This is a genomic window from Streptomyces sp. BK79 (assembly GCF_044142145.1).
Taxonomy (GTDB): Bacteria; Actinomycetota; Actinomycetes; order Streptomycetales; family Streptomycetaceae; genus Streptomyces.
Map to the genome: position 1 here is coordinate 195,549 of NZ_JBHVOC010000010.1, position 24,155 is coordinate 219,703.

Below are 24,155 nucleotides of genomic sequence, written 5' to 3' on the forward strand. Positions count from 1 at the left end.
CTCGCACACCGCGCACGCGGCCGCTCGGCAACGTTCGAACGGGAACGGTACTCAGGACCGGCCGCCCGCACAGCCCCCGGCGGTCCGGCCGCACCGTGGCCGTCACCACATCCGCGGGACAGCCTCGGCCCCCTCCTCAGAGAACGTGCCCCGGCTCGCCCCGCCCGTTCACCACGGGCCGCCCGGCCGCGGCCCACACCTGCATGCCCCCGTCGACGTTCACGGCGTCGACGCCCTGCTGGGCCAGGTACATGGTGACCTGGGCCGAACGCCCGCCGGAACGGCAGATCACGTGGACCCGGCCGTCCCGGGGCGCGGCCTCGGTCAGCTCACCGTACCGGGCCACGAACTCGCTGAGGGGAATGTGCAGCGCCCCGGCGGCGTGACCCGCCTGCCACTCGTCGTCCTCGCGGACGTCCAGCAGGAAGTCGTCGTCCTTGAGGTCCGCGACCTCGACCGTGGGCACACCAGCTCCGAAACTCATGCCTCAGACGCTACCGGAGCCACCGCCGGCCTCAGTCCTGCCCGAGCGCCGCCGCCAGCTCCGCCTCGCGCTCGCGCACCTGGTTCGCGAGCTGCTCGGCGATCTCCTCCAGCAGCCGGTCGGGATCGTCCGGGGCCAGCCGGAGCATGGCGCCGATCGCGCTGTCCTCCAGCTCCTTGGCGAGCAGCGTCAGCATCTCCTTGCGCCGGTCGAGCCATTCGAGGCGGGCGTACAGCTCCTCGCCCCGGCTCGGGCGCCGCTCGGGAACCGGCCCGGCGGCCCACTCCTCGGCCAGCTCCCGCAGTCCGGCCGCGTCGCCGCGGGCGTAGGCGGCGTTGACCCGGGTGATGAACTCCTCGCGCCGGACGCGCTCGTCCTCCTCCTGCGCCAGGTCGGGGTGGGCCTTGCGGGCCAGCTCGCGGTAGAGCTTGCGGGCCTCCTCGCCGGGCCGCACCCGCTGCGGGGGCCGTACCGCCTGGTCCGTGAGCATCGCCGTGGCCTCCGGGAACAGCCCGTCCCCGTCCATCCAGCCGTGCAGCAGCTCCTCGACTCCGGGGATCGGTAGCAGCGCGGCCCGCGCCTCGTCGGCCCGGCGCCGGTCCTCGGCGTCACCGGTACGGGCGGCCCGGGCCTCCAGGATCCGCGCCTCCAGCTCCTCGAGGCGCGCGTACACCGGGCCGAGCCGCTGTTCGTGCAGCCGGGAGAAGTTCTCGACCTCCACCCGGAAGGTCTCCAGCGCGATCTCGTACTCGATGAGTGCCTGCTCGGCGGCCCGTACGGCCTGTTCCAGCCGTTCCTCGGGACGCGGCGCACCCCCCTGCTCGGGCTCAGTCTCCGGCGTCGTCACCCGTCCAGCCTAGGCCCTGCGGGCGGACGGGACCGCCCCCCGCGGCCCCCGTACGCCCTCACACCCCCAGCTCCGCCGCGACCCGCCCCGCCCGCACCGCGGCGACCAGATCGGCGTGATCGGCCTCCGTGCGGTCGGCGTAGGCCACGGCGAAGGCGGCCACCGCCTCGTCCAGCTCACCGTTCTTGCCGCAGTAGCCGGCGATCAGCCGCGGGTCGGCGCTGTGCGCGTGGGCGCGGGCCAGCAGGGCGCCGGTCATGCGGCCGTAGTCGTCCATCTGGTCGGCGGCCAGGGCGGTCGCGTCGACGCTGCCCTTGCGGTTGCGGAACTGCCGCACCTGGAAGGGCCGCCCGTCGACCGTGGTCCAGCCCAGCAGCATGTCGCTGACCACCTGCATCCGCTTCTGCCCCATGACCACCCGGCGCCCCTCGTGACCGGCCTGGGGAACGTCGAACCCGGCGGTCGGCAGGTGCGGCAGCAGCGCGGAGGGCCGGGCCTCCTTCACCTGGAGCACGAGCGGCTCCCCCCGGTGGTCCAGGAGCAGCACGACGTACGACCGCGTGCCCACGCTGCCGGTGCCCACGACCCGGAAGGCGACGTCGTGCACCGCGTACCGGGCCAGCAGCGGCAGCCGGTCCTCGGAGAGGGTGGCCAGGTACGGCTCCAGGGCCGAGGCGACCGACGCCGCCTCCTGGGCGGGGATCCTCCGCAGCACCGGCGGGGCGTCCACGAAGCGCCGCCCGCCGTCCCCGGTCGCCTCGGTCGACCGGGCGGCGAAGCGCCCGCTGGTGTTGGCCCGCGCCTTCTCGGAGACCCGTTCCAGGGTGCCGAGCAGGTCATGGGCGTCGGTGTGGGAGACGAGTTCCTCGTCGGCGATGGCGTTCCAGGCGTCCAGCGCGGGCAGCTTCGCCAGCAGCCGCATGGTGCGCCGGTAGGCGCCCGCCGTGCCGTGGGCGGCCTCGCGGCAGGTGTCCTCGTCGGCGCCGGCCTCCCGGCCCGCGAGGACGATCGAGGTGGCGAGCCGCTTCAGGTCCCACTCCCAGGGACCGTGGACGGTCTCGTCGAAGTCGTTCAGGTCGATGACCAGGCCGCCGCGCGCGTCACCGTAGAGGCCGAAGTTGGCGGCGTGCGCGTCGCCGCAGATCTGGGCGCCGATCCCGGTGACCGGGGTGCGTGCCAGGTCGTACGCCATCAGGCCGGCGGAGCCGCGCAGGAAGGCGAAGGGCGTGGCGGCCATCCGCCCGGCACGCATCGGGGTGAGCCCGGGGATCCGGCCCCGGTTGGACTCCTCGACCGCGCTCACCACGTCCGGCCGGGAGGCGTCCAGGTCCAGGGCGGCGTGCGCGGACCGCGCGACGCGCGAGCGCAGCGCCTTGCCCTCCGCCTTGGGCGAGCCGCCGTCGGGCCACGTCGCGAACCCCGGCACGACCGGCACCCGCCCGTCGCCGCGCCCGGCGTCGCCGCCCGGCTCCCGTACGGCCCGCCCGGCGTCGCCCCCCGCCGCACGCGCCGGCCCGTCCGTGCCTCCGCCCGTCACCGTCGTTCCCTCGGTCATACCGGCCGCCCTCCCCGTTCTCGTACGTGAGCCGCGCCCGGATTCCGAGCCGCGCCCCCACCCGCGCCGCACGCGTCCGCCGTCGCTTCCGCCGACGCGGCGCGCCACGACCGTACCCCCGGCCGGACCGCCCGTACACGGCCCCGTCTTCCCGCCCGCATAACGCCGGGCAGGGGGCGGAGCGGGAGGTGCCCGCGCCCCCGCCGCCGCGCCTACGGTGTCCAGCGATCACCACGGAACGCGTCCGCCGGCGACACCGCCTGCCCCGCGCCGGCGGACGCGCTCCCTGTCCGTCCCCCACGTCCCGGATGCCCCACGTCTCGTCCGCCTTCCCAGGGGGCACCCCCACCGAGGAGACCGAGGACCCGCCATGACCTCCGACACGCCCACCACCCCCACCGAACCCGACCGACCCGGCACCGGCACCGACCCCGGCGGCGACCGCGGCCGCGGTGTCAGCCGCAAGGCACTGCTGAGGGCGGCCGTCGCCGCGGGCGCCGCCGTCCCGCTGCTCGCCGGCGGCTCCTTCGCGCTCGCCCGGGACGCCGCCCGCTCCCCCTCCGGCGGGACCCTGCCCCCGACCCCGTTCTGCGACGACGGCGACGACCCGACGCCCGACCAGATGGAGGGCCCCTACTTCAAGCCGCGCTCCCCCTCGCGCACCGACCTGGTGGCGCCCGGCGCCCCCGGCACCCGGCTGGTCGTCAGCGGCTACGTCTTCGGCCGGGACTGCGTGCCGCTGTCCGGCGTGCTCCTCGACTTCTGGCAGGCCGACCACGCCGGCGCCTACGACATGGCCGGGTACGCCTTCCGCGGCCACCAGTTCACCGACGCCACCGGCGCCTTCACCCTGCGCACGATCGTCCCCGGCCTCTACCCGGGCCGCACCCGGCACCTCCACGTCAAGGCGCAGGCACCCGGCCGGCCCGTGCTGACCACCCAGCTGTACTTCCCCGGTGAGCCCCGCAACGGCACGGACGCCCTCTTCGACCCCGCGCTGCTGATGAACGTCCGCGACGCCGGCGGCCGCAAGGAGGGCACCTTCGACTTCGTCCTGGACGTCGACGGCGGCCCGGGCCCGGACCCCACCGACCCGCCGGGCGGCACCTGGGCGCCCGGACGCCCGTACGCCGTCGGGGACCGGGTGACGTACGACGCGGGCGCCTACCGCTGCCTCCAGGCGCACACCTCGACGGCCGGCTGGGAGCCGCCCCGGGTGCCAGCCCTGTGGCGCCGCGAGCCCTGAGACCTTCCTCACAGCGCGACCCCGCCGCACCGCGTCCCGCGGCAGCCCTGAGCGAGCATGCGAAAGCCCCCCAGGTCTGGGACCTGGGGGGCTTTCGGCTGGTGCGCGAGGGGGGAGTTGAACCCCCACGCCCTTGCGGGCACTGGAACCTGAATCCAGCGCGTCTGCCTATTCCGCCACCCGCGCATTGGGTGTGTCTTCCGGGCCTTTCCTTGCGGTGCGGCGCCTTCCGACACGAGAACATTAGCACGCTGGAAGGGGTGGATTCACATCCCTTTCCGCCCGGGGGCCGGGACCGCCCGCCGGCCCCGGGCACTCGTCCCGGCCCGTGGCCGTTCACGTATCAACCTCGTACCGGTCCGGCCCGTCCGCCCACGAGCCGGTAGGGGTCCGCGGTCAGGTGCGGGACACTGGTCTGCGGCCGCCTCTACGATCCTGGGCATGAGTTACCTGCGGGAGCACATCCCGCGGGGCCCCGGGAGTTCGAAGGGGAACTCCGGCGGGAACTCCGAGAGGCGTCGACACCCGTCGACCGGGCCGACAGGGGGAACCAGCCGATCGACCGGCGCGTGGATACGATCAGTAAGCAGTACCAGGTAGGCAGTGCGCGGGTGAGCGATACGGGCACAAGCAGGACGCGAGGCGGCAGTACGCGACACGGCAGTACGCACGGCAGTGGACAGGACGGCAGCGACGGAGGAGGTGCCCCATGGGAGTCCTGAAGAAGTTCGAGCAGCGTCTCGAAGGTCTGGTCAACGGCACCTTCGCGAAGGTGTTCAAGTCCGAGGTGCAGCCCGTGGAGATCGCGGGAGCGCTCCAGCGCGAATGCGACAACAACGCGACCATCTGGAACCGCGACCGCACCGTCGTCCCCAACGACTTCATCGTGGAGCTGAGCACGCCCGACTTCGAGCGCCTCAGCCCCTACTCCGGACAGCTCGGCGACGAGCTGGCCGGCATGGTCCGCGACTACGCCAAGCAGCAGCGCTACACCTTCATGGGACCGATCAAGGTCCACCTGGAGAAGGCCGACGACCTCGACACCGGCCTGTACCGGGTGCGCAGCCGCACGCTCGCCTCCTCCAGCAGCCACCAGGGCGGCCCGGGCCCCGCGGGCCCGGCCGCACCCCCCGCTCCCACCGGACGGCCCGCGGGACCCGGCGGACCCGGCGGGGGCTACGGCTACCCGCCGGCCGCCGCCCCCGCGGGCGCCCCGCCGATGCCGGCGGCGCCGCCGCCCGGCGGCCGTCCCGGCGGTTACGGCTACCCGCAGCCCGCGGGCGGCCAGCAGCCCCCGGCCGCACCCGCGGCCGGCGGACGCACCCGCCACTGGATCGAGATCAACGGCACCCGCCATCAGATCTCCCGCGCGACGCTCGTGCTCGGACGCAGCACCGAGGCCGACGTGCGGATCGACGACCCCGGCGTCTCCCGCCGGCACTGCGAGATCCGGACCGGAACGCCCTCGACGATCCAGGATCTCGGGTCCACCAACGGCATCGTGGTGGACGGGCAGCACACCACCCGCGCTACGCTCCGCGACGGCTCGCGGATCGTCGTGGGCAGCACCACCGTTATCTATAGGCAAGCCGAAGGGTGATCCGGGGGCAATGTCAGAGCTGACCCTCACGGTCATGCGGCTGGGTTTCCTGGCCGTACTGTGGCTGTTCGTGATCGTGGCCGTGCAGGTCATCCGCAGCGACCTGTTCGGCACGCGGGTCACCCAGCGCGGAGCGCGGCGCGGTGCCGACCGGCCGCAGCAGGCCGCCGCGCGCCAGAACCAGGCGCCTCCACCGCAGCGCCAGCAGCCGAGCGGCGGCCGGGGCCGCCGCAACGCTCCCACCAAACTCGTCGTGACGGAGGGCACCCTCACCGGCACCACCGTTGCCCTCCAGGGCCAGACCATCACGCTCGGCCGGGCACACGACTCGACGATCGTGCTGGACGACGACTACGCCTCCAGCCGCCATGCCAGGATCTACCCGGACCAGAACGGTCAGTGGATCGTCGAGGACCTGGGCTCCACCAACGGCACGTACCTGGACCGGTCCCGGCTCACGACCCCCACGCCCATTTCGCTGGGTGCGCCGATCCGCATCGGCAAGACCGTCATCGAGCTGCGGAAGTAGTGCTACACCAATGATTGAGCGCGAGCGGAGCGAGCACGCAGCGGCGGCCGGCACCCCGGGCCCCGGCGCGCTCCCGACCGGAGGGTGGGCAGTGTGGCTCGACACGACCGGCTGCAGTCGGAGCCGACGGGCGAGGTGCGCATGAGTCTGTCACTGCGCTTCGCCGCCGGATCGCACAAGGGCATGATCCGGGAGGGCAACGAGGACTCCGGTTACGCCGGCCCCCGCCTGCTCGCCATCGCCGACGGCATGGGCGGCCAGGCCGCCGGCGAGGTCGCCTCCTCCGAGGTGATCTCCACCATCGTCGCCCTCGACGACGACGTGCCCGGCTCCGACCTCCTCACCTCGCTCGGCACCGCCGTGCAGCGCGCCAACGACCAACTGCGGCAGATGGTCGAGGAGGACCCCGCCCTCGAAGGCATGGGGACCACCCTCACCGCCCTGCTGTGGACCGGCCAGCGCCTCGGCCTCGTACACGTCGGCGACTCCCGCGCCTACCTCCTGCGCGACGGCGTCCTCACCCAGATCACGCAGGACCACACCTGGGTGCAGCGCCTGGTCGACGAGGGCCGCATCACCGAGGAGGAGGCGGGCACCCACCCGCAGCGCTCCCTGCTGATGCGCGCGCTCGGCAGCGGCGACCACGTCGAACCCGACCTCTCCATCCGCGAGGTCCGGGCCGGCGACCGCTACCTCATCTGCTCCGACGGGCTCTCCGGCGTCGTGTCCCACCAGACGATGGAGGACACCCTCGCCAGCTACCAGGGCCCCCAGGAGACCGTGCAGGAGCTGATCCAGCTCGCCCTGCGCGGCGGCGGCCCGGACAACATCACCGTCATCGTCGCCGACGTCCTCGACCTCGACACCGGCGACACCCTCGCCGGGCAGCTGTCCGACACGCCCGTGGTGGTCGGCGCCGTCGCCGAGAACCAGGCGCAGATCGGCGACAACGGCATCATGCAGACCCCGGCCGGCCGCGCCGCCGGCCTCGGCCGCCAGGGCGGCGGCCGGCGCGGCGGGGGCGGCGAGTTCGGCCCGCCCGGCAGCGGCGACACCACCGGCTACCTCCCCGCCGGCGACTTCGACGACTACGGCCCCGACGACTTCGTCAAGCCCCGCAAGAACCGCAAGTGGCTCAAGAGATCCCTCTACACCGTCCTCGCCCTCGCCGTCATCGGCGGCGGCACCTACGGCGGCTGGCGCTGGACCCAGACCCAGTACTACGTCGGCACCAAGGACGACCACCTCGCGCTGTACCGGGGCATCAGCCAGGACCTGGCCTGGGTCTCGCTGTCGAAGGTCCAGAAGGACCACCCCGAGATCGAACTCAAGTACCTGCCGCCCTACCAGCAGAAACTGGTCGAGGCCACGATCCCCGAGAGCGACCTGAACGACGCCCGGGCGAAGATCGAGGAACTGGCGGTACAGGCCTCCGCCTGCAAGAAGCAGGCCGACCGGCGCACCGCTCAGACCGAGCAGAACGCGAAGACGGGCGAGGGCGAGGCCGGAGGCACCACGGGAACCACTCCCGCCTCCTTCACGTCCAAGGCCACACCCACCCCGAACGCGTCCCCGAACCCGTCGGGGTCGAAGGCACCCGAATCGTCCGAGTCCCCGTCCACGACCGCACCCACTCCTGGCCCCGGCCCGACCCTCTCGGAGGAAGAGCAGAAGGTCGTCTCGCTGTGCGGTAAGCAGTAGGCAAGCCGTGAGAGGCCCTGTCACACGATGAGCAGTACTTCCAACTCGCCGACGCACCACACGTCCACCATCGGCGCCATCGGCGCCCCCAGCCGGCGCAACACCGAGCTGGCGCTGCTCGTGTTCGCCGTCGTCATCCCGGTCTTCGCCTACGCCAACGTGGGACTGGCCATCAACGACGAGGTGCCCGCCGGCCTGCTGAGCTACGGCCTCGGCCTCGGCCTCCTGGCCGGCGTCGGACACCTCGTCGTGCGCAAGTTCGCGCCGTACGCGGACCCGCTGATGCTGCCGCTGGCCACCCTGCTCAACGGACTGGGACTCGTCGCCATCTGGCGCCTCGACCAGTCCGAGCTGCTCCAGGACATCCAGCAGGCAGGCACCGCCGCGCCCCGCCAACTGATGTACACCGCGCTGGGCATCGCCCTGTTCGTCGCCGTGATGGTCTTCCTCAAGGACCACCGCGTCCTGCAGCGCTACACCTACATCTCCATGGTCGGCGCCCTGTTCCTGCTGCTCCTGCCGCTGGTACCGGGCCTGGGCAAGAACATCTACGGCGCCAAGATCTGGATCCAGGTCGGCTCCTTCTCCATCCAGCCCGGAGAGTTCGCCAAGATCGTCCTCGCGATCTTCTTCGCCGGCTACCTGATGGTGAAGCGCGACGCGCTGGCCCTCGCCAGCCGCCGCTTCATGGGCCTCTACCTGCCCCGCGGCCGCGACCTCGGCCCCATCCTCGTCGTCTGGATGGTCTCCATCCTCATCCTGGTCTTCGAGACCGACCTCGGCACCTCGCTGCTGTTCTTCGGCATGTTCGTGATCATGCTGTACGTCGCCACCGAGCGGACCAGCTGGATCGTCTTCGGCCTGATGATGTCCGCCGTCGGCGCCGTCGGCGTCGCCAGCTTCGAACCGCACATCCAGCAGCGCGTCGACGCCTGGCTCGACCCGATGAAGGAGTACACGCTCTCCCGCGCGGGCGTCGGCGGCCACTCCGAGCAGGCCATGCAGGCCCTGTGGGCCTTCGGCTCCGGCGGCACCCTCGGCACCGGCTGGGGCCAGGGCCACTCCGAGCTGATCCGCTTCGCCGCCAACTCCGACTTCATCCTCGCCACCTTCGGCGAGGAACTCGGCCTGGCCGGCCTCATGGCGCTGCTCCTGCTCTACGCGTTGATCGTCGAACGCGGCGTACGCACCGCCCTCGCCGCCCGCGACCCCTTCGGCAAGCTCCTCGCCATCGGCCTCTCCGGCGCCTTCGCCCTCCAGGTCTTCGTCGTCGCCGGCGGCGTCATGGGCCTCATCCCGCTCACCGGCATGACGATGCCCTTCCTGGCGTACGGAGGCTCCTCCGTCATCGCCAACTGGGCCCTGATCGGCATCCTGCTGCGCATCAGCGACACCGCCCGCAGGCCCGCCCCCTCAGCCCCCGCCAACCCGGACGCCGAGATGACCCAGGTGGTCCGACCGTGAACAAGCCACTGCGCCGCATCGCGCTCTTCTGCGGCCTCCTCGTCCTCACCCTCCTCATCCGCGACAACTGGCTCCAGTACGTCCAGGCGGACGAGCTGAAGGAGGACGAGCACAACCGCCGCGTCGCCATCGAGCGCTACGCCACCCCCCGCGGCGACATCATCGTCGACGGCAAGGCCATCACCGGCCACGCCACCACCAGGGGCGACTTCAAGTACAAGCGCACCTACAAGGACGGCGCCATGTGGGCGCCCGTCACCGGGTACGTCTCCCAGGCCTACGGCGCCACCCAGCTCGAGGCCATCGACGACGGCATCCTCACCGGCAACGACGACCGGCTCTTCTTCCGCAACACCCTCGACATGATCACCGGCAGGAAGCGCGAGGGCGGCAACGTCGTCACCACCCTCGACAGCGCCGCCCAGCAGGCCGCCTACGACGGACTGAGGAAGCAGGGCGCCAAGGGAGCCGTCGTCGCCCTCGAACCGTCCACCGGCAAGATCCTCTCCATGGCCTCGTACCCCTCGTACGACCCCTCGGCGATCGCCGGCGGCGGCGAGTCCGACGGCGAGGCGTGGAACAGGCTCCAGAAGAAGAACAACCCCGACGACCCGATGCTCAACCGCGCCCTGCGCGAGGTCTACCCGCCGGGCTCCACCTTCAAGGTCCTCACCGCGGCCGCCGCCCTCGAACACGGCCTGTACGACTCGGCCGACGAGAAGACCGACTCGCCGCTCCCGTGGACGATGCCCGGCACCCAGACCGAACTGCCCAACGAGGGCGACCTCCCCTGCGAGAACGCCACCCTGCGCGACGCGCTGCGCGTCTCCTGCAACACCGTCTTCGGCAAGATCGGCTCCGACCTCGGCAACGACGAGATGCTGGAGACCGCCAAGAAGTTCGGCTTCACCGAGGAACAGTTCGTCCCGGTCCGCTCCAGCGCGTCCGTCTTCTCCGACGACATGAACCCGTCGCAGACCGCGCTCTCCTCCATCGGCCAGTACAACACCGCCGCCACCCCCCTCCAGATGGCCATGGTCACCTCGGCCATCGCCAACAACGGCACCCTGATGAAGCCGTACATGGTCGACGAACTCCAGGCACCCAACCTCGACACCATCGAGAAGACGGACCCCGAGGAGCTGAGCAAGCCGCTGTCCGCGGACAACGCCCAGATCCTCCAGTCCATGATGGAGACCGTCGTCGAGGACGGCACGGGAACCAACGCGAAGATCGACGGCGTCACCGTGGGCGGCAAGACCGGCACCGCGCAGCACGGCGTGGACAACAGCGAGAACCCCTACGCCTGGTTCATCTCCTACGCCAAGAACGAGGACGGCGGCTCACCCGTCGCCGTCGCCGTGGTGATCGAGGACGAGAACGCCAACCGTGACGACATCTCCGGCGGCGGCCTCGCGGCGCCGATCGCGAAGAGCGTGATGGAGGCCGTCATCGACAGCCAGAAGTGACCACACCATGAACGGGACGTGACTCCGCTCACGTCCCCTTCACATCGGCGCACGTTGCGATACCGGTCCTGTATCGGGTACCGGGCTTGGCCAAGTCACACAAAGCGAGCCGGGTACCGTAGGCCGGACGGCAGCCTCCGACCGTACAAGCATGCCGGTCGGGACCGACGGAGAGGGCTGGTAGTAACCATGGAAGAGCCGCGTCGCCTCGGCGGCCGGTACGAGCTGGGCCCGGTGCTCGGCCGTGGTGGCATGGCGGAGGTTTACCACGCACATGACACCCGGCTCGGACGCCAGGTGGCGGTGAAGACGCTGCGCGCGGACCTCGCGCGCGACCCGTCCTTCCAGGCCCGCTTCCGCCGGGAGGCCCAGTCGGCCGCCTCGCTCAACCACCCCGCGATCGTGGCGGTCTACGACACGGGCGAGGACTACATCGACGGGGTCTCGATCCCGTACATCGTCATGGAGTACGTCGACGGCTCCACACTCCGCGAGCTGCTCCACTCCGGCCGCAAACTGCTGCCGGAGCGGACGCTGGAGATGACCATCGGCATCCTCCAGGCGCTGGAGTACTCGCACCGGGCGGGCATCGTCCACCGCGACATCAAGCCCGCCAACGTCATGCTGACGCGCGGCGGCCAGGTCAAGGTCATGGACTTCGGCATCGCCCGCGCCATGGGCGACTCCGGCATGACCATGACGCAGACCGCCGCGGTCATCGGCACCGCCCAGTACCTCTCCCCGGAGCAGGCCAAGGGCGAACAGGTCGACGCCCGCTCCGACCTGTACTCCACGGGCTGCCTGCTCTACGAGCTGCTGACCGTCCGCCCGCCCTTCGTCGGCGACTCCCCGGTCGCCGTCGCCTACCAGCACGTCCGCGAGGAACCGCAGGCGCCGAGCGTCTTCGACCCCGAGATCACGCCCGAGATGGACGCGATCGTGCTGAAGGCCCTCGTCAAGGACCCCGACTACCGCTACCAGTCGGCCGACGAGATGCGCGCCGACATCGAGGCCTGCCTCGACGGCCAGCCCGTCGCCGCCACCGCCGCGATGGGCGCCATGGCCGCCGGCGGCTACGGCGCCTACCCCGACGACCAGCCGACCACCGCCCTGCGCTCCGACGCCGGCGCGGGCGCGGGCGCCACGACCATGCTGCCGCCCATGAACCCGGACGACGGCGGCTACGGCTACGACGAGCGCCCCGACCGACGCCGGCAGCAGCCCCGCAAGTCGAACACCTCTACGATCTTCCTCGTACTGGCCGGCGTCCTCGTCCTCGTCGGCGCGATCCTCATCGGCATGCAGCTGTTCGGGGACGACGGAGGGCCGAGCAACGACAACGTCGAGGTGCCCGCCTTCGTCGGCCAGACCAGGCAGGACGCCCAACAGCTGGCGACCAACGCCAACCTGGAACTGGCCTTCACGCAGAAGCCCTGCGAAGACCAGAAGAAGGGCAACATCTGCTCGCAGGACCCCGCGCAGGGCACCTCGGTCAAGAAGGAGACCACCGTCAACCTGGTCGTCTCCACCGGCGCGCCCAAGGTCGCCCTGCCGAACGTGATCGACAAGAACGTCGACGAGGCCAAGCAGCAGCTCGAGGCCAAGGGCTTCGAGGTCGAGACCAAGCAGACCGAGTCCTCCCAGGACGAGGGCACGGTCCTCAGCCAGGACCCCGACCCGGGCACCGAGCTGGAGAAGGGCTCCACGGTGACCCTGGAGGTCGCCAAGGCCGAGGAGAAGGCCACCGTGCCGGACGTGCTCGGCCGGTCCTGCGACGAGGCGAAGTCCCAGATGGAGAACAACGACCTCGTCGCCACCTGCACGGAACAGCCCACGACCGACCCGAACCAGAACGGCAAGGTCATCTCCACCACCCCGTCGGCCAACCAGCAGGTCGACAAGGGCTCCTCGGTGCAGATCTTCGTCGGCAAGGTAGCGGAGAAGACGAAGGTGCCGGAGGTCCGCACCAAGACCCTCGGTGAGGCCCGCCAGATCCTCCAGCAGAGCGGCTTCACCAACGTGCAGGTGGCGCCGGGCGCCCCGGGCGAGGACAACGCCCTGGTGATCGCCATGGACCCGCAGCCCGGCACCGAGGTCGACGACCCGGCCGCCACGCCGATCACGCTCACCACCGCGCCTGGTGGCGGCAACGGGAACAACGGCGGCGGCGACAACGGCGGCGGCTTCATCGGCGGCCTCCGCGGCGACGACTGACCCCACCCCGCCCAGCAGCCAGAAGCCCCGGCCCCTCGACGCAGGGACCGGGGCTCTGTCGTACGCACCGCCGTCCGTCGACCGCGTCAAGGCATTGTCACTGCTTCCGGACGGCATGCATGTGACGACGGCGATGGTGGCGACGTACTTCGAGGTCGGCATGGAGGCGATCAAGTCACTCGTCAAGGACCACCGGGCAGAGCTGGATGCCAACGGCTACCACCTTCTGACCGGCGACCCACTGAGGTCCTTCAAGGACCCCAGTGGGATTCAGTCGCGTGCGCGCTCGATGGCGTTCTTCTCCCGCCGCGCCGTCCGTCGCCCTCGCCGCCCACATCGACCAGCGCATCACCCACATCCTCGGCAAGACCGTCGTGCCGATGTTCAACGCCTCGCCGCCCTGGAAGGAGACACCCCCACCGACGAGGTCAGGAGCAAACTCACCGGACGGACCGCCGACGGCCGCAAGAGGCCCGAAGCCGCAAAAGGTGGTTGCGGCTTCGGGCCTCCGCCATGTTAGGGGACTGACCTCCCGCAAGAGGGGCCGATCAGCGCAGCTCCGCCGGTGGCGTCCGCTCCCCGTCCACCTTCTCCGTGCGGACCAGCTCGCCCCACACCACGTACCGGTAGCGGCTCGTGTAGACCGGCGTGCACGTCGTCAGCGTGATGTAGTGGCCGGCCTTCTTCTTGCCGGACTCCTTCGGGACCGGGTCGAGGACCTTGACGTTGAACTTCGAGGTCTCGGGGAGGATGGCGTAGGTCTTGTAGACGTACCAGGTGTCCTTCGTCTCGAAGACGATCGGGTCACCCTTCTCGATCTTGTCGATGCGGTGGAACTTCGCGCCGTGCCCGTCCCGGTGCGCCGCCAGCGAGAAGTTGCCCTTCTTCCCGGAGGTCGGCAGCGCCGACTCGACCGGGTCCGTGTAGTAGCCGGCCACGCCGTCGTTGAGGACCTTCATCGACGTGCCCTTCTCCACCAGGATGTCGCCCTCGCTCATCGCCGGTACGTGCAGGAAGCCGATGCCCGCCTTGGTGTCCAGCGCCCCCGGACCGTCCGCGCCGACCCTGTCCTGCGCCCAGTTGTCACGGACCTCGTCCGCCTGCTGGTCCGCCGCGCGGTCGGCGACCACGTTGGTCCACCACAGGGAGTAGACGACGAACAGACCGAGCACCACGCCCGCCGTGATGAGCAGCTCCCCGAAGACGCTGACGGCCCGCGCGACGAACCGCCCCACCCCGCCACCGCGACGGCGTGCCGCCGGCCCCGCGGAGCCGCCCGCGCCGGTGTGCTCTTCGTGCTCCGTGTCGGTGGTCGCTGCCACTGGTCATCCGCCCTTAACTGACGAGCGCATCCGGCTTGCCCTTGCTGCGCGGCCGTTCCTCGACCATCTTGCCCCAGACGATCATCCGGTACTTGCTCGTGAACTCCGGCGTACACGTGGTCAAGGTGATGTAACGGCCCGGACCGGTGAAACCCGACTGCTTCGGCACCGGATCGAGAACACTCACATTGCTCGGCGACGTCACCGGCAGGATCGACGCCATCTTGTAGACGAAGTACTCGTCCTGCGTCTCCACCACGATCGGATCTCCCGGGCTCAGCTTGTTGATGTACCGGAAGGGCTCACCGTGCGTGTTCCGGTGCCCCGCCAGCCCGAAGTTCCCCGCCTTCGCCTCCGGCATCGCCGTCTTCAGCGCCCCCTCCGCGTAGTGCCCCACCATCCCCCGGTCCAGCACCTTCTTGTCGTCGATGCCCTCCGCGATCGGCACCACCACGTCCAGCTTGGGAATGTGCAGCAGCGCGAAACCCTGCCCCGGCTCGAACACCCCCGGATTGCGCTTCCCGTTCGCCCAGTCGTCCTGGAGGCTGCTCGCCGCCTTGTCCGCCTGCGCCTGCGCCCGCACGTTCGTCCACCACAACTGGTACGTGACGAACAGCAGCATCAGCACACCGGTCGTGATGAACAGCTCCCCTATCACCCGGCTGGCGACCACCGCCGCGCCCGGCTTGCGCGCCCGCGCCTGACGACGGGCCTCCACGCGCGACAGAGGCGCTCCCGGCGCCCCGACCGCCTCCGGTACCGCCGACGCCCTCCGAGGCGCCCCACGGCGCCCGTGACGCCGTTTCGCCGCCTTCCTGCGCGCCGCACGCCCCCCGCCCGCCGGTCCGGTCCCCGCGGAGGAAGCCGCCCGCTCCGGCGGCGGACCTGGCACCCGCAGCGCCACCGTCTCGTCGTCGGCCACCGGCCGATACGCCTCCCCCGCGGCGGAGCCCTCGGACCAACCGTCCCCGAACGCACCGGAATCCCCGTACGGCAGCCCGTACGAGGATCCCTGGTCACCGGCCGCGCCGGATTCGCGCTCGGGGCGCAGCGCGGTCACGCCGTGGCCCTGCCCACCACCGGGGCGAGCCCCGCCGACCTCGCCACCGCGCCCTGGTCCCCGCACTCCGCAAGCCAGTTGGCCAGCATCCGGTGCCCGTGCTCGGTCAGCACCGACTCCGGATGGAACTGCACGCCCTCGACGGGCAGCTCCCGGTGACGCAGACCCATCACGATCCCGTCGTGCGTCCGCGCCGTCACCTCCAGCTCCGCCGGGACCGTGGCCGGCTCGGCGGCCAGAGAGTGGTACCGGGTCGCCGTGAACGGCGAGGGCAGGCCCGCGAAGACGCCCCGGCCCGCGTGCTCGACCGGCGAGGTCTTGCCGTGCAGCAGCTCCGGCGCCCGGTCCACCACACCGCCGTACGCCACCTGCATCGACTGCATGCCGAGGCAGACGCCGAAGACCGGCACCCCGGTCGCCGCGCAGTGCCGGACCATGTCGACGCACACCCCCGCCTGCTCCGGCGCACCCGGCCCGGGGGAGAGCAGCACACCGTCGAAACCGTCCTGGGCGTGCGCCGTCGACACCTCGTCGTTGCGCAGCACCTCGCACTCGGCACCCAGCTGGTACAGGTACTGGACCAGGTTGAAGACGAAGCTGTCGTAGTTGTCGACGACGAGGATGCGCGCGCTCACTGGTTGTCCACCGTCACATCATTGAAGGGAAGCAGCGGTTCCGCCCACGGGAAGACGTACTGGAAGAGGACGTAGACCACGGCCACGGCCAGGACGAGCGAGAGCAGCGCCTTCACCCACACGTTCCCCGGCAGATGCCGCCAGATCCAGCCGTACATGCCGTCCCTTCCGTCGCACCACGGCGCCAGACTCACGCCGTACCGCACCAGACTAACGGCGCGGGGCCCTCCGGAACGGCGTCACTCCACAGGCCGCGCATAGTGCAGGTCGGCCGTGCCCGAGTAGCCCGGCAGCGTCACCTCCCCGTCGTCCTCGACCTTCCAGCCGAGCCCGTAGACGTTGACGTACACCATGTAGTTCTGGATCGCCTCGGACGCGGCCAGGGCCTCCTTCAGCCTCTCCGGGTCACCGACCGCCTGGATCTTGTACGGCGGCGAGTAGACGCGGCCCTGGAGGATCAGGGTGTTGCCCACGCAGCGCACCGCGCTGGTCGAGATCAGCCGCTGGTCCATGACCTTGATCCCCTCGGCGCCGCCCTGCCACAGGGCGTTCACGACGGCCTGGAGGTCCTGCTGGTGGATGACCAGGTAGTCGGGCTGCGGCTCCGGATAACCGGGGAGCTTCGCGGTGGCGTCCGGCGGGGCGTCGTCGAGGGTGACCGAGATCGCCTCGCCCTTCAGCTTCTGCGTGCCCGCCTTCCGCTCCAGCTCCGCGAGCTCGTCGTCCTCCGCCTTCGTGCTCCCGTCGTCCCGGCCGGCGAGCGCGTCGATGTCCTCCCGCAGGGCGGCGTTGGACTCCTCCAGCCGGCCGTTGTCCTGGCTGCGCTCGTGAATGAGGTCGGACAACTTGAGCAAAGAGGCGTCCGTCCGGATATTGGTGCCCTTCGCGGTATTGAAGCTGGTGAAGAAGATGAGCCCCGCGAGCGCGAAGACGGCCGCCGTGAGCACCCGCACGGGCCGGAGACGGCGCCTGCGGACAGGGGTGGATCCCGTCCCGGGGGAGTCGGCAGAATTGCTCAACGTACCCTTATCTCCTTCGGCGCCACGGAAGCACTACGCTAACGGACGCCCGGGGGAGCGCTCGAAGTCCCCGACCCCGTTCCCTGCGCGGCCACGCAGCGCATCGACAGGAGAGACCCTCGTGCCGAAGTCACGTATCCGCAAGAAGGCCGATTACACGCCGCCGCCGTCGAAGCAGACGACCAGCATCAAGCTGACGAATCGCAGCTGGGTCGCACCCGTCATGCTGGCCATGTTCGTCATCGGCCTGGCCTGGATCGTGGTCTTCTACGTCACCGACGGCTCCCTGCCGATCGACTCCCTGGGGAACTGGAACATCGTGGTGGGCTTCGGTTTCATCGCCGCCGGATTCGGTGTCTCGACGCAGTGGAAGTAGCCGCTCAGTAGCTCTCCCCAGGGCTATCCACGGAGTTATCCACAGGCGTTGTCCACACGTGGGGAAAAGAAAGACGATCTGTGGATAACCCACTGGACATTGACGCCGGTGTGACGGAAGTACCGGCAACCGAAAGCACGTTCGCCCCCTGCCTGACCTGCGGAAACACGGGTCAGTGACAGGGGGCACAGCTGTTCCCGCACGCTATGCACAAGATCGGCCACCCGCTGTGGACAACGCGTGCGCTCAGGTGAGCTGTGCGGTTCTCAACAGGGTCAGTCCGACGACCACCACGAGGACCAGCGCACAGGCGCCGTACTGCACGAGGGCACGCCGCTCGCGCGGGGCGTGGAGCATGGCGAAGCCGATCACCGCGCCCGCGACGAGGCCGCCGACGTGGGCCTGCCAGGCGATGTCGGCCCAGGTGAAGGTGAAGACCAGGTTGATCGCCAGGAGGATGACGACCGGACGCATGTCGGCGTTGAGGCGGCGGACGAGGGCGGCGGTCGCCCCGAAGAGGCCGAAGATCGCGCCGGAGGCGCCCAGCGAGGGCTGGTTCGGCTCGGCGATCAGGTAGGTGAGCGCGCTGCCGGCCAGTCCCGAGCAGAAGTAGAGGGCGAGGTAGCGGGCGCGGCCGAGGGCTGCTTCCAGCGGTCCGCCGAGCCACCAGAGGCTGAGCATGTTGAACAGGATGTGCATGTAGCTGCCGTGCAGGAACATCGCGGTCAGCAGCCGGTACCACTGGCCCTCGGCGACGCCCTCGACGGGGCCGGGGAACGAGAGGTATGCGTGGCCGAGCAGCTCGAACCGGTTGGTGAAGCGGTCGCCGACGGAGAGCTGGACCAGGAAGAGGGCGAGGTTGACGCCGATCAGCAGTTTGGTGACGAGCCGTGGGTCGGCCGCGATCGTGCCGCCGGCGAGGGTGCGGGGCTGGGAGGCGGCCGGGGCCGGTCCGCCGCCGGTGCGGCCGCTCGCGCAGTCGGGGCAGTGGAAGCCTACGGAGGCGTTGACCATGCAGTCCGTGCAGATGGGGCGTTCGCAGCGGGTGCAGCGGATGCCGGTTTCGCGGTCCGGGTGGCGGTAGCAGCCGGGCGTGCTGGGGGCGTCGGGTGAGCTGGCTGCCGCGTGGTCCATGGCTTCCCCTCGTTCGTCCTGCGGGCGGTGTGCGCAATTGCACCGCACCGTCCATCTTTACGGATGAGCGGGGCGTTTGGTTCCTGCCCGGTGGGCGGCGGGTCAGCCCTCGCGGGTCTCGACGGAGACCGTCTCGATGACGATGTCGGTCAGCGGGCGTTCGGTGCGCGGGTTGGTCGGGGTGCCGGCGATGGTGTCGACGACCTTCTGGCTGGCCGGGTCGGTGATCTCGCCGAAGATGGTGCGCTTGTGGTTGAGCCAGGTGGTCGGGGAGACGGTGATGAAGAACTGCGAGCCGTTGGTGTCGGGGCCGGCGTTGGCCATGGCGAGCAGGTAGGGGCGGTCGAAGGCGAGGTCGGGGTGGAGCTCGTCCGCGAACCGGTAGCCGGGGCCGCCGGTGCCGTTGGCGAGCGGGTCGCCGCCCTGGATCATGAAGCCGCTGATCACCCGGTGGAAGACCGTGCCGTCGTAGAGCCTGCCGGTGGACTTCTCGCCGGTGGCGGGGTGGGTCCATTCGCGCTCGCCCCGGGCGAGCTCGACGAAGTTCTTGACCGTCTCGGGGGCGTGGTCGGGCAGGAGCCGGATCACGATGTCGCCCTGGTTGGTCTTCAGGGTGGCGTAAAGCTGCTCGGCCACGGGGTGCCTTCCGTCATCTCTTGGTGCGCGTCGATCCTCGCACGGTCGTTGGCGGGTGCGGTGTCCGGCGGGTGTTTCCTGCTCCGATCCGGCGATGTCGGTTGCGGATGTCCGGCTGGTTCTGCTGGGGAGTTCGGCTGAGTAGTCCTGGGTCGCGAGCGCGACGCGCCGATCCGTGGCATTGTCGTCGGCAGGCTCCTGTTGCCCGGTATTCATCCGTTATTGATGTTGATCGACTCTTGTTCACACCTTCATCATCACTTGTCCCAGAGGGCTCTAAGGCATCGTTCGTTACCCGGATGCCCGCCCTCACATGCCTGGTGGTGCGCCCGCAGGCATGATCCGTAAAAGGGTGGAAAGTCGAAGTACCGTACGCCACCGAGGAGGAGGAACCCGTGACCCGCATCGACAGCGTGCGCGCCGCGACCGGTTCGGCGAAGGACAGCGTGCTGCACGCCGCGGAAGTGGTGGCGCCCTACGCCGACACGGCCAAGGACAGGGCCGCTCACTACGCACAGGAGGCGCGCGTACGGCTGGCGCCCAAGGTGTCGCAGGCCGCGTGCCAGGCTCGCCACCAGTACGGCGCGCATGTCGCGCCGCGGCTGGATCAGGCTCGGACGCATGTGCCGCCGAAGGTGGACGCGGCCGCTCAGGAGGCCGCCGTCCGTACGCGTCTGGCCGCCCGGCAGGCGGCTGAGTATTCCCGGCCGAAGATCGAGCAGGCGGTGGCCGCGGCCGGTCCCGTCCGGGACGAGGCCGCCGCGCGGGGTGCCGCGGCGTTGGCCGCGCTGCGGGGCCAGGTCACGGCCAAGGAGATCGCGAAGCTGACGCGCAAGCATCAGCGACGGGCCAAGGCCGGGCGTGCCGCCAAGGTTGTGCTGGTGGCGGGCATCGTCGTGGGCGGTGCCTTCGCTGCCTGGAAGTGGTGGGACAAGCAGGCCAACCCGGACTGGCTGGTGGAGCCGCCCGAGGCGACGGAAGTGCCGGAGTCGGGGCGGCTGACGTCGGTGGACGGCACCGGTGAGGCGATTCTGGACCCGGAGGTGCAGGCCAAGCAGGCGCAGGACGAGGCGGCGGAGGGTGACGAGCCTCGTTAGGTCATCGCCGGGTGACTTCGCACCGCCGCGGGGCGGGAGACCTCTGAGGGTCTCCCGCCCCGCGGCGGTGTTTCACGTGAAACCGGCGCTCAGCGGCCGTAGCGGCGTTCGCGCAGGGAGTAGGAGCGCAGGGCTCGCAGGAAGTCGATCTCGCGGAAGTCCGGCCAGTAGGTCTCGCAGAAGTGGACTTCGGCGTAGGCGGACTGCCAGAGCAGGAAGCCGGAGAGGCGCTGCTCGCCGGAGGTGCGGATGATGAGGTCGGACTCGGACCGTGTCTTGGAGTACAGGTGCTTGGAGATGTGCTCCATGGTGAAGGTCTCGATGAACTCGTCGATGTCACCGCCCTGGGAGCTGTGCTCGGTCAGGGCCGACCGTACGGCGTCGACGATCTCCCGGCGGCCTCCGTAGCCCACGGCGACGTCGACCTTGGTGCCGCCCTTGCGGTCCTGGGTGGCGGCGGTGGCGGTCTTGAGGCGGCTCGCGGACTCGGCGGGCAGCAGGTCCAGGGCGCCGACCGCTTCGACGGGCCAGGGGTTGCCGGGTGCGGCCAGTTGCTCGACGACCTCGGCGATGATGTCGATGAGCGGGTTGAGCTGCTCTTCGGGCCGGTGGAGGTTGTCGTCGGAGAGCATGAACAGGGTGACGTGCTCGATCTGCGCGGAGTCGCACCAGCGCAGGAAGTCCAGCACTTTCGCCCCGCCGGCCCGGTAGCCCTCTCGGGGGTCGTCGATGCCCGACATCTTGGCCCACCGGCGGTTGCCGTCGAGCATGATGCCGATGTGCTGGGGGCGTGGGCGTCCCTCCAACTCCCTGACCAGGCGCTTCATATAGAGCTTGTCGAGAGCGGCTCGTACCTTCGCCCGCATGGTTACCCCTTCCACCTCGTCGGCAGCGGCCGGACGGCTCCGACGGCGATGAGCCACGTGGCACCGCGCCGCAGGGGTGTGGCGCTGGTGCCCTGTGGGGTGACGATATCAAGAGCAGACAGCGCGGCCCTCGTGCTCGGCGGGGCCCCGCGTCGTCGGTGCGTGCCTCGGTACCACGGTCGCACCGATCGTGTGGTCCGACGACGTGTTCCGGCCAACTGTTCGCCTTGACAGGGTGGTTGGCGATGCTCCGGGGTGGGCTCGCGCGTCGCGGGGAGGGGGTCCGGGTGTTCCGTGTCACTCGCCGGGCGAGTCGTCCGCGGTCGGGGCCGGCGGTGCGCGCCGGTGCCCTGCGGGCGGGGCCCACCAGGGGCTTTGCGTGAGGGAGCCGGGCACCCACGATCGGCTCGCGGTCCTCCGGCAGGCGGCGTGCGAAAGCCCCCTCGGACCGCGTTCGAGCAGTTCAAGGGGGCTTTCCGGGGTGGAGCCTAGGGGAGTCGAACCCCTGACATCTGCCATGCAAAGACAGCGCTCTACCAACTGAGCTAAGGCCCCGGAGGGGACGTCCGGCCGGGGTACCGCGTACCGGCGGGCGCCGGGGACCAGAGTACCGGGTCGCCCCCCGTATCTCACAAATGATTGGGACTCCCGGGGAACGACCACGCTCCGTAAGATGCTCGGCGTGGTTCGCTGGAGCGAACTGCGGTTTTTGGGGAAGCGATGGGGAGACGCAATGGACGCCGCACAGCAGGAAGCCACCGCAAGAGCGCGGGAACTGCAGCGGAACTGGTACGGGGAGCCGCTGGGGGCGCTCTTCCGCAGGCTTATCGATGATCTCGGCCTCAACCAGGCCCGTCTCGCGGGGGTGCTGGGGCTGTCCGCCCCGATGTTGTCGCAGCTGATGAGCGGCCAGCGGGCGAAGATCGGCAATCCCGCGGTGGTCCAGCGGGTGCAGCTGCTCCAGGACCTGGCGGGGCAGGTCGCGGACGGCAGCGTGAGCGCGGCCGAGGCCACGGAGCGCATGGACGAGATCAAGAAGTCTCAGGGGGGCTCGGTGCTCAGCAACACCACGACCACCACGACCAGTTCGGGAGCGCCCACGGTCAAGCGGGTGGTCCGTGAGATCCAGTCGCTGCTGCGCTCGGTGGCGGCGGCCGGGGACATCATCGACGCGGCGGACGCCCTGTCGCCGTCGCACCCGGAGCTGGCGGAGTTCCTCCGGGTCTACGGCGCCGGCCGGACCTCGGACGCGGTGGCGCACTACCAGTCCCACCAGAACTGACCCCGGGGCCCGGTCGCCGTGGGGGGTGCGGCGGCCGGGCGGCGGGAGTGGCGCGACAGGTCCCAGGGGAGGAGCGGCGCACAGCCATGGGTGAGGTCTTCGCGGGCCGGTACGAACTGGTCGATCCGATCGGCCGGGGCGGGGTCGGTGCCGTCTGGCGTGCCTGGGACCACCGGCGGCGGCGTTACGTGGCCGCCAAGGTGCTCCAGCAGCGGGACGCGCACGCGCTGCTGCGGTTCGTGCGGGAACAGGCGCTGCGGATCGACCACCCCCATGTGCTGGCGCCCGCGAGCTGGGCCGCCGACGACGACCAGGTCCTGTTCACCATGGATCTGGTCACGGGCGGTTCGCTGGTCCACTTGGTCGGGGACTACGGTCCCCTGCCGCCCGCCTACGTCTGCACGCTGCTCGACCAGCTCCTGTCGGGTCTGGCGGCGGTGCACGCGGAGGACGTGGTGCACCGTGACATCAAGCCCGCCAACCTGCTGCTCGAGGCGACCGGTACGGGCCGGCCCCGGTTGCGGCTGTCCGACTTCGGCATCGCGATGCGGCTGGGCGAGCCGCGGCTGACGGAGACCAACCTCGTGGTGGGGACGCCCGGTTATCTCGCGCCGGAACAGATGATGGGCGCGGAGCCGGACTTCCCGGCCGACCTGTTCGCCGTGGGCCTGGTCGCGCTGTATCTGCTGGAGGGGGCCAAGCCGGACGCCAAGGCGCTGGTGCAGCACTTCGCCGAGCACGGGACGCCGCCCGCGCCGCAGGGGATTCCCGAGCCGTTGTGGCAGGTGGTGGCGACGCTGGTGCAGCCGGATCCGGTGGGGAGGTTCCGTACGGCGACGGGGGCGCGCAAGGCGCTGGCCGCGGCGGCGGAGCTGCTGCCGGTGCCCGGTCCGGACGACGAGCTGATCGAGATCTTCGATCAAGTCGGCCCCTTGCCCGCGGGGTTCGGCCCCGACGGCCCGTCGAAACGGGCGTCGGGACTGGACGACGCCGCACCGGAGACGTCCCGGCCGCAGACCGTCCCGCAGGACCCCCGGGACAGCACACCGGCTCCGGTGACCACCGCTCCTCCCCCGGGCGGTACGCCGTCGGCGATGTCGGAGACCGGGAGCTTCCGCCTGCCGCCGCCGCAGGTGACCGGCACCTCGTCGCAGGCGCCCGGCCGCCAGGCACAGGCCCAGAGCCAGCCCCAGAGCCAGCCGCAGAGCCAGAGCCAGAGCCAGAGCCGGCCGCAGCCGCAGCCGCAGGGCCAGGCCGAGCCGCAGCCGCAGCCGCAGCCGCAGCCGCCCGCTCACCCTCACTCACAGTCATCGCCGCGTCCGGACGGCGGCCCGCACCAGCACCTCCCGTACGCGCCGCCCCCGCTCTCGCCTCCACCGCGGCGTGGTGACGCCACGACCGCCTCCTACACCGCGCGGACGCCACCGGCGCCCTCCGTCACGCGGCCGCCCGCGCAGCGCCGCGGTGCGCGCAGGCGGCGTCGGCCGGGTCCTCCGGCCAGGGTGGCGGTGCCGCTGCTGCTCCTGGCGCTGGCCTGCTACGCCGTGGGCTTCTGGGCCCTCACCCGTATCTGAGCCGACGCCTCCGACCGCCCGGGGCATCCGCCGGGGCCGTCCGCC

At 71.0% G+C, this 24,155-nt stretch carries 22 protein-coding genes and 2 tRNA genes; 11 read left to right on the top strand and 13 right to left on the bottom strand.

The window, feature by feature from the left end; all coding sequences use genetic code 11:
- Nucleotides 1-136 precede the first annotated feature (136 nt).
- Genes ACFIF2_RS15015 through ACFIF2_RS15025 form a run of 3 tightly spaced genes read right to left on the bottom strand, consistent with a single transcriptional unit; the run spans nt 137 to nt 2,886 of the window.
- Entirely contained in the window at nt 137-466 is a 330-nt protein-coding gene (locus ACFIF2_RS15015) for a rhodanese-like domain-containing protein (protein ID WP_395573181.1), read from the bottom strand.
- A gap of 49 nt (nt 467-515) precedes the next feature.
- On the bottom strand, nt 516-1,331 hold the full coding sequence (locus ACFIF2_RS15020) for a hypothetical protein (RefSeq protein ID WP_395573129.1): 816 nt from the start codon (nt 1,329-1,331) through the stop codon (nt 516-518).
- Nucleotides 1,332-1,389: 58 nt separating this feature from the next.
- Complete coding sequence (locus tag ACFIF2_RS15025) at nt 1,390-2,886, bottom strand: DUF2252 domain-containing protein (RefSeq protein ID WP_395573130.1); 1,497 nt, start codon at nt 2,884-2,886, stop codon at nt 1,390-1,392.
- Nucleotides 2,887-3,256: 370 nt separating this feature from the next.
- Here ACFIF2_RS15025 and ACFIF2_RS15030 point away from each other — a divergent pair, with 370 nt between their 5' ends.
- Nucleotides 3,257-4,132 carry a carbohydrate-binding protein gene (locus ACFIF2_RS15030; RefSeq protein WP_395573131.1) on the top strand — a complete coding sequence of 292 codons (876 nt, stop codon included), beginning with the start codon at nt 3,257-3,259 and terminating at the stop codon, nt 4,130-4,132.
- Nucleotides 4,133-4,231: 99 nt separating this feature from the next.
- On the opposite strand, the gene ACFIF2_RS15035 is transcribed toward ACFIF2_RS15030, so the two are convergent.
- Nucleotides 4,232-4,318, bottom strand: a tRNA-Leu gene (locus tag ACFIF2_RS15035).
- Between the two features lie 523 nt (nt 4,319-4,841).
- Here ACFIF2_RS15035 and fhaA point away from each other — a divergent pair.
- The 6 genes from fhaA (at nt 4,842) to pknB (ending at nt 13,109) form a co-directional block, all read left to right on the top strand.
- Nucleotides 4,842-5,732, top strand: a complete 891-nt coding sequence (gene fhaA, locus ACFIF2_RS15040) for an antibiotic biosynthesis regulator FhaA (protein WP_395573132.1) — start codon at nt 4,842-4,844, stop codon at nt 5,730-5,732.
- Nucleotides 5,733-5,742: 10 nt separating this feature from the next.
- A complete protein-coding gene (locus ACFIF2_RS15045; protein ID WP_395573133.1) occupies nt 5,743-6,261 on the top strand; it encodes an FHA domain-containing protein in 519 nt (172 codons plus the stop codon).
- Nucleotides 6,262-6,402: 141 nt separating this feature from the next.
- Nucleotides 6,403-7,962, top strand: a complete 1,560-nt coding sequence (locus ACFIF2_RS15050) for a Stp1/IreP family PP2C-type Ser/Thr phosphatase (protein WP_395573134.1) — start codon at nt 6,403-6,405, stop codon at nt 7,960-7,962.
- 27 nt (nt 7,963-7,989) lie between these two features.
- Nucleotides 7,990-9,426: an FtsW/RodA/SpoVE family cell cycle protein gene (locus ACFIF2_RS15055; protein ID WP_395573135.1), complete on the top strand. Its 1,437-nt coding sequence runs from the start codon at nt 7,990-7,992 to the stop codon at nt 9,424-9,426.
- Nucleotides 9,423-10,895, top strand: a complete 1,473-nt coding sequence (locus ACFIF2_RS15060; protein WP_395573136.1) for a peptidoglycan D,D-transpeptidase FtsI family protein — start codon at nt 9,423-9,425, stop codon at nt 10,893-10,895. Before ACFIF2_RS15055 ends, ACFIF2_RS15060 begins: the two co-directional genes overlap by 4 nt.
- 189 nt (nt 10,896-11,084) lie before the next feature.
- Nucleotides 11,085-13,109, top strand: a complete 2,025-nt coding sequence (pknB, locus tag ACFIF2_RS15065; protein WP_395573137.1) for a Stk1 family PASTA domain-containing Ser/Thr kinase — start codon at nt 11,085-11,087, stop codon at nt 13,107-13,109.
- A gap of 548 nt (nt 13,110-13,657) precedes the next feature.
- Here pknB and ACFIF2_RS15070 read toward each other — a convergent pair.
- From ACFIF2_RS15070 to ACFIF2_RS15090, 5 genes are read right to left on the bottom strand one after another with little or no spacing between them, the layout of a single operon-like run.
- Nucleotides 13,658-14,431, bottom strand: a complete 774-nt coding sequence (locus tag ACFIF2_RS15070) for a class E sortase (protein ID WP_395573138.1) — start codon at nt 14,429-14,431, stop codon at nt 13,658-13,660.
- 13 nt (nt 14,432-14,444) lie between these two features.
- Nucleotides 14,445-15,491, bottom strand: a complete 1,047-nt coding sequence (locus tag ACFIF2_RS15075; protein WP_395573139.1) for a class E sortase — start codon at nt 15,489-15,491, stop codon at nt 14,445-14,447.
- On the bottom strand, nt 15,488-16,126 hold the full coding sequence (locus tag ACFIF2_RS15080; protein ID WP_395573140.1) for an aminodeoxychorismate/anthranilate synthase component II: 639 nt from the start codon (nt 16,124-16,126) through the stop codon (nt 15,488-15,490). Before ACFIF2_RS15080 ends, ACFIF2_RS15075 begins: the two co-directional genes overlap by 4 nt.
- Entirely contained in the window at nt 16,123-16,320 is a 198-nt protein-coding gene (locus ACFIF2_RS15085; RefSeq protein WP_395573187.1) for a hypothetical protein, read from the bottom strand. Before ACFIF2_RS15085 ends, ACFIF2_RS15080 begins: the two co-directional genes overlap by 4 nt.
- A 45-nt stretch (nt 16,321-16,365) precedes the next feature.
- On the bottom strand, nt 16,366-17,145 hold the full coding sequence (locus tag ACFIF2_RS15090) for a DUF881 domain-containing protein (RefSeq protein ID WP_395573141.1): 780 nt from the start codon (nt 17,143-17,145) through the stop codon (nt 16,366-16,368).
- A gap of 121 nt (nt 17,146-17,266) precedes the next feature.
- Here ACFIF2_RS15090 and crgA point away from each other — a divergent pair, with 121 nt between their 5' ends.
- On the top strand, nt 17,267-17,521 hold the full coding sequence (gene crgA / locus ACFIF2_RS15095; RefSeq protein ID WP_382718195.1) for a cell division protein CrgA: 255 nt from the start codon (nt 17,267-17,269) through the stop codon (nt 17,519-17,521).
- Nucleotides 17,522-17,767: 246 nt separating this feature from the next.
- Here crgA and ACFIF2_RS15100 read toward each other — a convergent pair whose 3' ends face one another.
- Together ACFIF2_RS15100 and ACFIF2_RS15105 are read right to left on the bottom strand one after the other, a co-directional pair.
- A complete protein-coding gene (locus ACFIF2_RS15100) occupies nt 17,768-18,655 on the bottom strand; it encodes a rhomboid family intramembrane serine protease (RefSeq protein ID WP_395573142.1) in 888 nt (295 codons plus the stop codon).
- A gap of 102 nt (nt 18,656-18,757) precedes the next feature.
- Nucleotides 18,758-19,291, bottom strand: coding sequence for a peptidylprolyl isomerase (locus ACFIF2_RS15105; RefSeq protein WP_395573143.1), 534 nt, complete (start codon nt 19,289-19,291; stop codon nt 18,758-18,760).
- Between the two features lie 395 nt (nt 19,292-19,686).
- On the opposite strand from ACFIF2_RS15105, the gene ACFIF2_RS15110 reads away from it, so the two are divergent.
- The gene (locus ACFIF2_RS15110; RefSeq protein WP_395573144.1) at nt 19,687-20,388 is read left to right on the top strand and encodes a DUF5324 family protein; all 702 of its coding nucleotides are present in this window, start codon (nt 19,687-19,689) and stop codon (nt 20,386-20,388) included.
- Between the two features lie 89 nt (nt 20,389-20,477).
- Here the strand turns inward: ACFIF2_RS15110 and ACFIF2_RS15115 are convergent, their stop codons facing one another.
- Nucleotides 20,478-21,254: an isoprenyl transferase gene (locus ACFIF2_RS15115; RefSeq protein WP_395573145.1), complete on the bottom strand. Its 777-nt coding sequence runs from the start codon at nt 21,252-21,254 to the stop codon at nt 20,478-20,480.
- A 482-nt stretch (nt 21,255-21,736) separates the two neighbouring features.
- Nucleotides 21,737-21,809: transfer RNA gene (locus ACFIF2_RS15120), tRNA-Ala, on the bottom strand.
- 178 nt (nt 21,810-21,987) lie between these two features.
- On the opposite strand from ACFIF2_RS15120, the gene ACFIF2_RS15125 reads away from it, so the two are divergent.
- Together ACFIF2_RS15125 and ACFIF2_RS15130 are read left to right on the top strand one after the other, a co-directional pair.
- Nucleotides 21,988-22,536: a helix-turn-helix domain-containing protein gene (locus tag ACFIF2_RS15125; RefSeq protein WP_395573146.1), complete on the top strand. Its 549-nt coding sequence runs from the start codon at nt 21,988-21,990 to the stop codon at nt 22,534-22,536.
- A gap of 86 nt (nt 22,537-22,622) precedes the next feature.
- Nucleotides 22,623-24,110: a serine/threonine-protein kinase gene (locus ACFIF2_RS15130; RefSeq protein ID WP_395573147.1), complete on the top strand. Its 1,488-nt coding sequence runs from the start codon at nt 22,623-22,625 to the stop codon at nt 24,108-24,110.
- Nucleotides 24,111-24,155: the final 45 nt, after the last annotated feature.

Coding starts and splice junctions, on each gene's coding strand:
- ACFIF2_RS15025 (WP_395573130.1), bottom strand. CDS start 2,886: ATGACCGAGGGAACGACGGTGACGGGCGGAGGCACGGACGGGCCGGCG.
- ACFIF2_RS15030 (WP_395573131.1), top strand. CDS start 3,257: ATGACCTCCGACACGCCCACCACCCCCACCGAACCCGACCGACCCGGC.
- fhaA (WP_395573132.1), top strand. CDS start 4,842: ATGGGAGTCCTGAAGAAGTTCGAGCAGCGTCTCGAAGGTCTGGTCAAC.
- ACFIF2_RS15045 (WP_395573133.1), top strand. CDS start 5,743: ATGTCAGAGCTGACCCTCACGGTCATGCGGCTGGGTTTCCTGGCCGTA.
- ACFIF2_RS15050 (WP_395573134.1), top strand. CDS start 6,403: ATGAGTCTGTCACTGCGCTTCGCCGCCGGATCGCACAAGGGCATGATC.
- ACFIF2_RS15055 (WP_395573135.1), top strand. CDS start 7,990: ATGAGCAGTACTTCCAACTCGCCGACGCACCACACGTCCACCATCGGC.
- pknB (WP_395573137.1), top strand. CDS start 11,085: ATGGAAGAGCCGCGTCGCCTCGGCGGCCGGTACGAGCTGGGCCCGGTG.
- ACFIF2_RS15100 (WP_395573142.1), bottom strand. CDS start 18,655: ATGGACCACGCGGCAGCCAGCTCACCCGACGCCCCCAGCACGCCCGGC.
- ACFIF2_RS15115 (WP_395573145.1), bottom strand. CDS start 21,254: ATGCGGGCGAAGGTACGAGCCGCTCTCGACAAGCTCTATATGAAGCGC.
- ACFIF2_RS15125 (WP_395573146.1), top strand. CDS start 21,988: ATGGACGCCGCACAGCAGGAAGCCACCGCAAGAGCGCGGGAACTGCAG.
- ACFIF2_RS15130 (WP_395573147.1), top strand. CDS start 22,623: ATGGGTGAGGTCTTCGCGGGCCGGTACGAACTGGTCGATCCGATCGGC.